Genomic DNA, 11,574 nt, shown 5'->3' with positions numbered 1-11,574 from the left:
CACCCCCGCCCTGCGGGAGCAGGGCGAACAGGCCGCCGCACTGCTCCGTGCGGGCGGGATTGAAAAGGTATTCATTCTTTCGCTCAGACAGGAGGCGGAAACCACATGCTAATCTTCATCAAGGGCGCGGGCGACCTCGCCACCGGCGTGGCCTGGCGGCTGCACAACTGCGGCTTCCAGGTCGTCATGACCGACATCGCCCAACCCACCACCGTGCGCTGCACCGTCGCGTTCTCCCGCGCGGTCTACGAGGGCGCGGCCGAGGTCGAAGGGGTGACGGCGCGGCTCGCGCGCGGCCCCGCCGACGCGCTGCGGATCGCCGGGGAGGGCGGGGTCGCGGTGCTCGTCGACCCCGGGGCGGCCGCGATCGAAACGCTGCGGCCCCCCGTCGTCATCGACGCGGTGCTCGCCAAGCGCAACCTCGGAACCAGAATCACCGACGCGCCCGTTGTGGTCGCGCTCGGCCCCGGCTTCACCGCGGGCGTGGACTGCCACGCGGTCGTCGAGACCAAGCGGGGGCACTTTCTCGGCCGCGTGATCTACGCGGGGAGCGCGATCGCCAACACCGGCGTGCCCGGCGACATCGGCGGCTACACCTCCGAGCGGATCATCCGCGCGCCCGCCGACGGCCCCTTCGCCCCCGCGGCGAAGATCGGCCAGCTCGTGCGGGCGGGCGACGTCGTCGCGCGCGTGGAGGGGGAACCCGTGCGCGCCCTGATCGACGGGGTCGTGCGCGGCATGCTTCCCGAGGGGACCCCGGTGACGCGCGGGATGAAATCGGGCGACATTGACCCGCGCGGCATCGTGGAATACTGCCACACCATCTCCGACAAGGCGCGCGCCATCGCGGGCGGCGCGCTGGAGGCGGTTTTGCACCTGAGGGGAGGGATCCTGTGAACCGGGTATTTTTCCGCACGCTCGCCGACATCCTCGACGCGGGCGGCAGCGCCGACCTGCTGACCATCCTCGCGGGGGAACGGGATGGGCGCGCGCTCACCGCGCAGAAGGCGCTTGTGACGGCGGACGGCCTCGTTCCCCATGACGAAGGGCTGCGCGGGCTGTGGGAGGAGCTGCTCTCCGCCCTGCCGGACGACGACCGCCCGCTCACCGCCGAGGTACTCGGCGTGCGCCTGCTCGCCGAACGGCTGAGCGCGCGGCGGCAGCTCATCATCTGCGGCGGCGGGCACATTGCGAAGCCGCTGGCGGAGATCGGCTCCCTGCTCGACTTTGACGTGACGGTGATCGACGACCGGGAGGAGTTCGCCAACCGCGAACGGTTCCCGCGCGCCGGACGGGTGCTCTGCATGCCCTTCGCGCAGGCGATGGAGGAGGTTCCCTACACCGACGGCAGCTACTTCGTCATCATCACCCGGGGGCACGCGGACGACCGCTTCTGCCTCGAACGCATCCTCCCCCGCCGCTTCGCCTACTGCGGCATGATCGGCAGCCGCAAGAAGGTCGCCGTGGTGATGGAGCAGATGGAGCGGGAGGGCTATACCGAAGAACAGCTCGCGCGGGTCCATTCCCCGATCGGGCTGCGTATCGGGGCCGAAACCCCCGCCGAGATCGCCGTGTGCATCGCGGCCGAGATCATCCAGGTGGGCAGCGGGCTTTCGGCGGGCAGCGTCAGCCGCGAGGGACTCGAACGCCTCGCGCGGGGGGAACCGATGATGCTCGCCACCATCATCGAAAAGCGCGGTTCCGCGCCGCGCGGCGCCGGCTCCAAGCTGCTGGCCGACGGGAAGGGCGCGCTCTACGGCACGATCGGCGGCGGCGCCGCCGAAGCGCGGGTCGTCGCCGCCGCGCCCGAGGTCCTCGCGTCGGGTACGCCGCGCGTCGTTCTCTGCGACATGACCAACAGCGACGCGCGCCAGGCGGGCATGGTGTGCGGCGGCACCGTCGAGGTGCTGCTCGATCCCATCCTCTGACCGGTCCCGGGAACGATGAAACAGCCGGGCCGCAAAACGGACGTTTTGCGGCCCGGCTGTCCCTCTTCCGCCGCTCTCCGGGGAAACGGGATCCCGCGCGCCGCTCCGGACGGCCCGCGGAGCGCAGCGGGATGTCAAACTCTGCAATCGGCCACAAAACGCTTCCCATTTTCCCCCGGCAAGTGTATAATGGGGACAGGATTTTTCGGACGCACCGGGAACAGGTATCCGTGGGATACCGGATGAGGAGTTGGAGCCATGCCTGCCGACAATCTGGCAAAATTACTGGACGCGCTGACCGAAACCAGCGTATACGTCATTGAAGAGGCGACCCACCGGCTGCTCTACTTCAATCTCCGCTGCCGGGACACCGGACGCGGGAGGGCCGCGCTCGGGGCAAAATGCCACGAGGTCTGGCCCGAGGTTTGCTCCAACTGCCCGCTCGACGGGCTGGGGGACGGCGCGTCGAGCCATCTTGTCTGTTACGATCCCCTGCTGAAGGGCACCGTCGACGTCACCGCCAACCGGATCGTCTGGGACGACGGCATTCCCGCCGTCGTGGTGACCGCCACTCCCCACCGGCAGAACTTCGAGGAGGAGCAGGGGCTGAGGAAGATTGAGCGGATGTACGCGCAGAGCCTCGTCACCGTCTTCGACGAGTGCGTCATCGCCAACCTGACCGCCGACTACTATGTCAACTGCCAGAGGGACGCGGTGTGGACCCGCATCCCCGAGCGGGGGAATTTCGGCGCGGAAAACCGCAAATACGCCCAAAAAGCGCTGCATCCCGACGACCTTGAGCTCTTCAACGGGAGCTTTTCCCGCGAGGCGATGCTCCGGCTGTTTGGAGAGGGGAAAAAGCAGATCACCCGGCGGCTGCGCCGCCTGACCAGCGGCGGCGCCTACCACATGGTGGAGTTCACCGCCGCGAAGATCGAGCAGTTTGGGGAGGACGAATGCTGGTGCGTCCTCGTCTTCCGCGACATCCAGGAGGAATACCTGCTCGAGCGGCGGCGCAGCCTTGAGATCAGCCAGCTTGCGACCGCCGCCAAGATCGCCTACCAGATGCTGATCGCCGTCAACCTCACCCGAAACAGCTACCGGATGCTGGAATACCAGCGGTTTCCGGTCAGGCAGCCGGGCGAGGAGGGCAGCTTTGAAAGCCTGATCCAGGCCGAGCTCGCCACCGTCCACCCCGATTACCAGGCGGAGTTTATCGGGAAATTCTCGCGCGATTCCCTCCTCCACGCCTTCTCCCACGGGCGGCGGATCGTGACGATGGAGGTCCCCCACCTCGGCGAGGACGGGATCTACCACTGGAACTTCACCCAGGTGGTGTGGGTCGAGAGCCCCGACACCGACGACGTGCTCGAGATCACCCTCTCGCGCAACATCGACGAGGAGCGGCAGCAGCGGGAGGAGGCGCTAGAAAAGGAGCGCCGATCCAAGCAGCTGCTCGAGGACGCGCTGCAAAAGGCCGAAAAGGCCAGCCAGGCTAAAAGCGATTTTCTCTCCAGGATGAGCCACGACATCCGCACGCCGATGAACGCGATCGTCGGGATGACCGAGCTGGCGCAGCTCCACATCGGGGAGGAGGACAAGCTGCGCGATTACCTCAAAAAGGTCGAAAGCTCCTGCGGGCACCTGCTCGGCCTGATCAACGAGGTTCTGGACGTCAGCAAGATCGAAAGCGGCGCTCTGACGCTCGAGGAGGCGGAGTTCGACCTGCGCGCCCTGGTGCGGGAGGCGGTGGAGCTGGTGCGCCTCTCCCTCGAGAGCAGGCGGCAGACCCTGTCGGTCGAGATCGACGGGGCGGTCCACCCGCGGGTGCTCGGCGACGCGCGGCGGATCAGCCAGATTTTGGTCAACATCCTCACAAACGCCTCGAAATACACCGGCGAGGGCGGAACGGTCGTCCTGCGGCTCGAGGAGCTCGACAAGGGGGAGCGGGAGTCGGGCACCTACCGCTTCACGGTCGAGGACACCGGGATCGGCATGAAGCCGGAGTACCTCGCGCACATCTTCGAGCCGTTCAGCCGCGCCGACGACAGCCGGACCAGCAAGGTCCCCGGGACCGGGCTCGGGATGACGATCGTGCACAACCTCGTGGAGATGATGAACGGCGACATCCAGGTGGAGAGCGAATACGGCAGGGGCTCCCGGTTCACCGTCACCCTCTGTCTGGCCAAATGCGACGCGCCGGCGGTCGTAACCCCGAAAAAAAGCGAGACGGACGAGACGTCCTTCCCCGGGCTACGCGCCCTGCTCGTCGAGGACAACGAGCTCAACCGGCAAATTGCCGTCGAGATGCTCGGGCTGCTGGGCGTGTGGGTGGAAATCGCCGGGGACGGCAGGCAGGCGGTGGAGGCGGTCCGCTCCCATCCGCCCCTCTATTACGACGTCGTCTTCATGGACGTGCAGATGCCGGTCCTCAACGGCTACGACGCGACCCGGGAGATCCGGGAGTCGGGGCTCGAGCGGATCGATGAGCTGCCGATCATCGCAATGACCGCGGACGCCTTCGCCGAGGACGTCAAGCAGGCCCGCCTCGCGGGGATGAACGGGCATCTCGCCAAGCCGATTTCGATCGGCCAGCTCAAGGGCGTCCTTTCAAACTGCCTCGCCTGGAAGCTGCGCAACCGTCCGGGCGAAAGCGGACCCGTGCGGCAGCCGGGCAAAGACGGCCGCCCATGAGCTGAGAAATCAAAGCGATAAAAATAGCCGCATCAACATACCCGTATGATGGGAATTGATGCGGCGGTTATTTTTTATTGCGCCGCAATAAAAAATTGGCCATGCGGCCCGTCCCCGGGCCGCGGCCTTATATGCGCGCGCCCTCGGCGAGGGCGCATGCGCAAAAAAATAACCGCCCCGGAAATTCCCGTTGTATCGAATATCCGGTGGGGCGGTTATTTTTTTATTGCTGCCCGGTCTTTTCCTCTTCCTCCTCCGGCTTCCAGTCCCGCAGCGCGCTGAGGGTCGAGGACACCACGCGCAGAAAAAGGGATTTCCGCCACGGCTCCATGGTGCTGCTGATCCCCCGCAGGCGGCGGAATTCGTCGTACTGCTCGGGGAGGATGTCCACCTCGTCCATCCGGAAGAGCTCCGGCGGAGAAATTCCCAGCGCCATCGCGATGCTGTCGAGCGATTCGATCGATGGGTTGGCCACCATCCGCTCGATCCTGCTGATGTAGGACGCGCTGGTATAGGCCTTCGACGCAAGCTCCTCCTGCGTCAGGCCGCGCTGCTGTCTATAGAATTTGAGGTTCTTTGCCACGATTTCAATCGTTCTCAAAGCACTCCCTCCATACCCTCTATCATAAGCAGGGATGAAATATTTTCCAATGGCTTCATAAGCCTAGGCTAATTATCCCGATTTTTCAATCATTATCTGCCGATTCGCGGCGCCTTTTCTATTTTAATATGTAGTGCACTATATTTCAATAAACTAATTTGTCAATATTTTTGCATATTTTCGTTAAAAATGACCAATCCCTGTTGCGACCGGCAGACATTGTAATAATGTTCTATAATTGCTATAATATTGAAGGGGTTGTCTCATGGCCTACAACGAAGCGAGCAAAAACGCCACGATGAAATACCAGCGGGAGAATCTGGAGCAGATCCGCTTTTGGGCGCCCAAAGGGTATAAGGACAAGATCAAAGCCCATGCCGCGGACCGCGGCATGAGCATGGCGGAGTATCTCAAAAAATTGATCGACGAGGATATGAACCATGAACCGTAAAGTCATCCAGACCTTCTGGGTCGTCGCGATCCTGCTGCTCGCCGCCAGCTTCTTCGTTCCCGGCGTCCCGGGCTCGGTCCTGACGGTCGGCGCGATGGCCTTTGCCATCGCCGCGCTCGTCATCACCTTCGCCGGCAGGAAAAAATAGCTTACTGAGCCCGCCGGGAATTCAGAGCGCGCAGGAATACGACTTACTGGAGATGATCGGATGAATTTTTCAACGGTTGCTTGCTATGCCGCCTTGACTGCGGACTTTTCGAAGAATATCGACGACGCGTTTATTAACATGCTAGTTGGGTTAATTGCGTCTAAAAATTACGATGAATTTACTGTCCGAATAATTGAGCAGGACTTCTTTGAGGCCTATGGTTTTCGCATCCCACATTTCCCGTTGAAAAGAATCCTTCTGAAGGTCTGTAAAAACGGATATCTGACTTATAAGCAGGACAAGTTCATTCCGGACTTTGAAAAAATAGACCAGAACACCTTCCCACAGCTGTACCGCGAAAATGAGCAGAAATACCGGTTGTTCCTTGCCGCCCTGTCCTCTTTCTTTTCCGATCGTTTCAACCTGAATCTCACTGAAGATCAGGCGTCTGAAATTGTTGATCGCTTTATTGAGGCCCATGGATTGTCCTTTTTCCAAGAACATGAGCTCCAGCTTAACAATTCCGCCACAAGCTACCGCTTTTCGCAGTTTCTGACCTATGCGCAGGCCGAACGGCCTGATTTATACCAGCTACTGGATTCGATCATCGTCGGGCGCGTTCTCGCCGAATTGGTCACCTTCAGTGAGGATTCACTCATGCAAACCCGTAGCAGCGCCAAGGTCTTTATCGATACGGGTTTCGCCTTCCGCCTCTTGGGAATCGACGCGCTGGACCGTAAAGACATCTACCGCGACATGGTCAAGGACATGCAGGCCATGGGCATGAATGTCTATATGTTTCAGCATACCTTCGTTGAAATGAGCACCATCATCCTCAATTGCCGGGAATGGGTCAATAATTATGAGTTTGATCCTTCCAAAGCTTCGGAAGCCACTTTCTATTTTGTCAACAACAACTATACTCGTGAGATGATAGACGATCTCATTCAGAACCTGAAACGGTGCTTGAAGGATGTCGGCGTCACTGTAAAATCGTTCGAGTATCCACAGAAGCCACCCGTGGGAGTCCCTTTTGAGCGGGATCTATACGATTCCATTGTCTCCTATTATAAAGAAACAAATCCTTCCTTTAACGAGGAGGAAAAGCGATTCACCGTGGAACAGGACGCACACTCTCTTTTTCTTGTCGACTGCCAGAATTACGGCCAGATTGCCAACCGTCTGGAAGAGGTTTCAACCATTTTCGTCACCACCAACCAAACCCTAGGAAAAATTTGCCGTAACGTATGCCATAAAAAGGCGATGTTTTCAACGGGATCCATCCCTTACTGCGTGACAGATTACTTCTTTGGAAACTTAATCTGGACCTCCTCCCCTTCTAAAATTCTGGAAATCAACCGTCGAAGATTAGACTGCGCGATCCTTGCGGCGTTTAACCCCTCCGACCGGATGCTTTCTAAACTCAATTCAAGCCTCACGAAACTAGAGGCCATCGGTACCCTCGACCCAGAGCAGTGCTACGCGCTCAAAGCAAGCCGGCTGTCGTACCGGAACCTTATGGAGATTACGTCCGGAGATGAGTCTCAGCTCACCGAAGCGACACCGCTGGAAATCCTCCGACGAATTCAAGAGGAGGCAAAGTCGGAAGGTGTTCTGGAGGAACGCCGCAAAAACGACATCCTTCTGGCCGCGCGTGACCGCGAGAACCTCCAAAGGCAGATCGAAGGAGTCGATGCCCGCTTGGAGCTAAATTATGAAAAGATTACGACCGCCAACCAGCAAATCGATCTCTCCCAGCGGGACCTGAATGAGCTGCAAAAACAGACTAAGGAACTCCTCACGCGGAAGAATGCTGCGGAGCGGTCTGTCAACGTCAGAGTCCACCTGACCATCGGCCTGTATGCTATGCTGTTTATCGTCTATATTGCCATCGGCTGTATTTTATCGGTCTATCAGGAGGGCAGATTTTTTAACTTATTTTCCTTCTTGACCAGTGCGCTCGCGGGGACCTATCTGTTTTTTTTCATTGCCGGGCGAAAATTTGACATTTTTCACTGGAAAAAAGCCTATATCAAACGATCTCTACCCAATGCATATCGGAAAAGCGGGTTTGATTTCAAACAACTGGAGCAGTTGCAATTGAAGATGCAGGATCAGAGTAATACGATTGAATCGTGCCATAGCAATATCTCCACTTTGCAGGAGGGCCGGCGGGTACTGCGGGAAACGCAGCTGGACCTGAAGCGAAAGCTGGAATCCTTGGATGCGCCCGAAAAAATGTCCGGAACGGCCTGCGGACCGAACACACATCCGTAATTGATAAAGGCCCCATACGGACACACGTCCATATAGTGCCTTTTCATGGATGCCGTCCAACCACCACGCTTGTTTTGTAGCTCCATTTATGGTTTTGCGCAGAGCAAAGTAATCGCTGATTTTGATTCATCCCGAATCGCCGACTGAGTCGGCCAGACAAGCAACAGAAAAAATCCCTGTATAGAAGCAAGTTCTATACAGGGATTTTGGCGGGGGCGTGTGAGAATCGAACTCACCCGGACGGCTCTGCACCGCCCACACCGGTTTTGAAGACCGGGAGGCACACCGGCGCCCATCCGCCCCCATATCCGCGCGGCAAAACGCCGCGTGTTTTTTTGTCCGCGCAATTCAGGGCCGTTCCTCCAGCAGGAGATGCGCGTCCCCCTCCCTGCGGGTGAATCCGTCGGCGTCCATCCGCTCGAGCAGCGCCTGCGCGTAGCGCCGGGAGGTGCCGAGCGCGTCGCGCAGCCCGGAGAGCGTGACGCCCCCCTCCTCCCCGGCGAGCCGGCGGGCCGCCGACCGGGCGTTTTTCCACGCCGTGCGGGTAAAGCAGAGCCCCGGCGCGGCCTCGACCAGTTTCCCCGCCTCGAGCAGCAGATCGAGCACCCGCCCGGCGGGCACGGACGGCGGAAATTCCGCGAGTGCCGCCGCCCGGTCGGGCGGCGCGTAGGGCTCGCGCGCATACCGCGCGAGCAGCTCCTCCGCGACGCGGCGGTAGAGGTCCGTCCCCTCCGGCGTGAAACCGGGCAGCGCGACGGCATCCCCCACGCGGGAAACACAGCCCTCCTCCGCGAACCACTCGGGCAGGCCGCCGGGGAATCCTTCCCGCAGCAGGGCGAGCGGCATCCCCCGGTCGAGGGGATGCGCCTCGTGATAATCCGCGAGGGTATCGAGCAGCTCCGTCCGCAGACGGGCGAGCGTTCCGGGCGTCGAGGCGAGCCGACCCGCGGGCAGGATTTCCCCGTCGGAGAGCAGGCCCTCCCACGCGGCGGAAAACTCCGCGTCCGAGAGGTAAAAGAGCCGTTCCCGCGCCTGCTCCCGCGCCGCCGGCGCGGCGGCGAGGTCGAAGCGCAGGCGGCCGCGCGCGTCCGCTCCATCGTAACATTGTAACCGCGCGAGCACGGCGCTGTCAAGCCGCCTGTGGCGGCGGGCGGGGATGTCGAGCACCACGCCGCCCCCCACCGTCTCGACGGGCGAATAGAACCGCACGACAAAGCGGTCTCCCGGGCGGACCGCCACCGGCTGTTCGAGCACAAGCTGGGCATAGCCGCTCTCGCCCGGCGAAAGGGCCTCCCGGTCGAGCAGGCGCGCGCGGCAGAGGACGCAGGCCGTCCCGAGCGCGAGGTGCAGCCGCTGGTTGTGGGAAATCACGCGGCCGGAGGCAGGGTGCGCAGCCAGCCGCACGTCAAGCAGCGCCTGGGCGCGCGCGGACGGCGCGGCTGTCAGCGCGTCTCCGCGCACGATCGAACCGGTCTCCGTCCCGGCCAGGTTGACGGCGACGCGCTGGCCCGCAAAGGCGGCCGCGACCTCGCGGCCGCAGCTTTGCAGGCCGCGCACCCGCACGCTGGTCCCGCCGGGGCTGACGGTCAGCAGGTCGCCGGGGCGCACCTGCCCGTCGAGCACGGTCCCGGTTACGACGGCGCCGAAGCCGCGGACGGTAAACGCCCGGTCCACCGGCAGAAAGAAGGGCCGGTCGGAATTCCGGGCGGGAAGCTTCTCAGCTTCCTCCGCGAGCAGGACGCGAAGTTCCCCGAGGCCCTCTCCCGTTTCGGCGGAGGTCTCCACGACCGGCGCGCCCTCCAGGAAGGTTCCCCGCACCGCTTCGGCGGCCTCCTCCCGCGCGAGCGAGCGGGTCTCCCCGTCCGCGAGGTCGCATCTGGTCAGCACGATCACGCCGCGCGGCACGCCGAGCAGCGAAAGGATCGCGGCATGTTCCCGCGTCTGGGGCATGACCCCCTCATCCGCGGCGACCGCGAGCAGCGCGAGGTCGATCCCGCCCGCGCCCGCGAGCATGTTCTTTACAAAATGTTCGTGGCCGGGCACGTCGACGACGTCGGCGTGCACCTCCCCCGGCAGATCCATCCATGCGAAGCCGAGATCGACCGTCAGGCCCCGGCGCTTCTCCTCCGCGAGCCGGTCGGGGTCGATGCCGGTGAGCGCGCGCACGAGCGCCGTCTTGCCGTGGTCCACGTGGCCCGCCGTGCCGATCACGATCCGCTTCACGGTTCACACCCGGCTTTTACCGCCTCCGCAGCAGGTAAAAGCTCCTCCGGCAGCATCGTCGAAACGTCGAGCAGCAGTCTGCCCTCCGCGATGCGCGCAACGACGGGAACCGGCGCGGCGCGCAGCCGCGCGGCAAGCGCATCCGCGCCGAAAACGCGCGGCGCCACCGCGGCCGCGTATCCCTTGAGAAGCTGCCCCGGCGCGCAGCCGCCCCCCACCGGACGTTCGGCGGGGACGACCTCGCAGGCGCAGTCCGCGCCCAGCCGCATGATCATCCCGCAGAGCTCTTCGGCGCGCGCCCGCAGTGCTTCGGGCGCGGTGCAGAGCATCCGGAGCACAGGGATCTCCCGCTTCGCGCGGGCAGGGTCCGTATAGCTCTCCAGCGTCGCGGCCAGCGCCGCGAGGGAGAGCTTGTCGATGCGCAGGGCGCGCGCCAGCGGATGGCGGCGCATCCGTTCGATCAGCGCCGCCTTCCCGACGAGGATGCCCGCCTGGGGGCCGCCGAGCAGCTTGTCCCCCGAGAAGCAGACGACGTCCGCTCCCTCCCGCAGCGCCTGCGGGACGGTCGGCTCGCCGGAAAAGGGATACTCCCCCGCTTCCAGCAGCGCGCCGCTCCCCAAGTCCGCGACGAGCGGAATATTCCGCCTTTTCGCGAGCGCCGCCAGCTCCCCGACCGAGGCAGAGGCGGTAAAGCCGACGACACGGAAATTGCTCGTGTGCACCTTCAAAAGCGCGGCCACGTTCCCTTCGGCGCAGGCCGCCTCATAATCCCCGGGGCCGGTGCGATTGGTCGAGCCGACCTCCCTGAGCCGGGCGCCGCTCTGCTCCAGGATGTCGTGGATGCGAAAGCCGTCCCCGATTTCCACGAGCTCCCCGCGCGACACGGCGACCTCCCGCCCGCGCGCCAGCGCCGCAAGCGCGAGCAGGACCGCCGCCGCGTTGTTGTTGACGACGAGCGCGTCCCCGCATCCGCAGAGGGCTTTCAGCAGCGGCTCCGCATGGACGCCGCGGCTCTCCCGCTCCCCCGCCGCGAGGTCATATTCCAGGTCGCAGCAGCCCGCCGCGTCGCGTACCGCTCCGCGGGCCGCGTCCGAGAGGGGGGCGCGCCCCAGATTGGTGTGCAGCGCCACGCCTGTCGCGTTGATGAGGCGGCGCAGGCGCGGGGAACCCGCGCAGCGCAGCCGTTCGAGAACGGCTGCGCACAGCAGGGACGGCGGCGGCACTGCGGGACATTCGTCCCGCAGGATCGACG

Annotated in this window: 9 protein-coding genes and 1 tRNA gene; 6 read left to right on the top strand and 4 right to left on the bottom strand. The window is 63.1% G+C overall.

Annotation, left to right across the window (positions count from 1 at the left end; all coding sequences use genetic code 11):
• The first annotated feature begins 105 nt into the window (after positions 1–105).
• From yqeB to RDM88_RS08760, 3 genes are all read left to right on the top strand, one after another.
• Complete coding sequence (gene yqeB / locus RDM88_RS08770; RefSeq protein WP_308754479.1) at positions 106–897, top strand: selenium-dependent molybdenum cofactor biosynthesis protein YqeB; 792 nt, start codon at positions 106–108, stop codon at positions 895–897.
• Complete coding sequence (locus RDM88_RS08765; protein ID WP_308754478.1) at positions 894–1,928, top strand: XdhC family protein; 1,035 nt, start codon at positions 894–896, stop codon at positions 1,926–1,928. Before yqeB ends, RDM88_RS08765 begins: the two co-directional genes overlap by 4 nt.
• 258 nt (positions 1,929–2,186) lie before the next feature.
• Entirely contained in the window at positions 2,187–4,622 is a 2,436-nt protein-coding gene (locus RDM88_RS08760; protein WP_308754477.1) for an ATP-binding protein, read from the top strand.
• A gap of 223 nt (positions 4,623–4,845) precedes the next feature.
• Here the strand turns inward: RDM88_RS08760 and RDM88_RS08755 are convergent, their stop codons facing one another.
• A complete protein-coding gene (locus RDM88_RS08755; RefSeq protein ID WP_308754476.1) occupies positions 4,846–5,223 on the bottom strand; it encodes a helix-turn-helix transcriptional regulator in 378 nt (125 codons plus the stop codon).
• A gap of 265 nt (positions 5,224–5,488) precedes the next feature.
• Between RDM88_RS08755 and RDM88_RS08750 the strand changes: the two genes are divergently transcribed.
• The 3 genes from RDM88_RS08750 to RDM88_RS08740 are packed head-to-tail and all read left to right on the top strand — an operon-like array spanning position 5,489 to position 8,099.
• Complete coding sequence (locus tag RDM88_RS08750) at positions 5,489–5,674, top strand: hypothetical protein (RefSeq protein WP_308754475.1); 186 nt, start codon at positions 5,489–5,491, stop codon at positions 5,672–5,674.
• The gene (locus tag RDM88_RS08745; protein ID WP_308754474.1) at positions 5,664–5,822 is read left to right on the top strand and encodes a hypothetical protein; all 159 of its coding nucleotides are present in this window, start codon (positions 5,664–5,666) and stop codon (positions 5,820–5,822) included. Before RDM88_RS08750 ends, RDM88_RS08745 begins: the two co-directional genes overlap by 11 nt.
• Positions 5,823–5,882: 60 nt before the next feature.
• Entirely contained in the window at positions 5,883–8,099 is a 2,217-nt protein-coding gene (locus RDM88_RS08740) for a hypothetical protein (protein ID WP_308754473.1), read from the top strand.
• Between the two features lie 207 nt (positions 8,100–8,306).
• Here RDM88_RS08740 and RDM88_RS08735 read toward each other — a convergent pair.
• The 3 genes from RDM88_RS08735 to selA form a co-directional block, all read right to left on the bottom strand.
• A tRNA-Sec gene (locus RDM88_RS08735) sits at positions 8,307–8,403 on the bottom strand.
• Positions 8,404–8,447: 44 nt separating this feature from the next.
• The gene (selB, locus tag RDM88_RS08730) at positions 8,448–10,322 is read right to left on the bottom strand and encodes a selenocysteine-specific translation elongation factor (protein ID WP_308754472.1); all 1,875 of its coding nucleotides are present in this window, start codon (positions 10,320–10,322) and stop codon (positions 8,448–8,450) included.
• Positions 10,319–11,574 (bottom strand): L-seryl-tRNA(Sec) selenium transferase (selA, locus tag RDM88_RS08725; protein ID WP_308754471.1); only part of this gene is annotated, 1,256 nt, incomplete at its 5' end. The genes selA and selB, both read right to left, overlap by 4 nt.

Origin of the sequence: uncultured Anaerotruncus sp., assembly GCF_902490045.1 — a bacterium.
GTDB lineage: Bacteria > Bacillota > Clostridia > Oscillospirales > Ruminococcaceae > Anaerotruncus.
The sequence above is the reverse complement of the archived record's forward strand: the minus strand, read 5'-3'. Positions and strand labels throughout refer to the sequence as shown.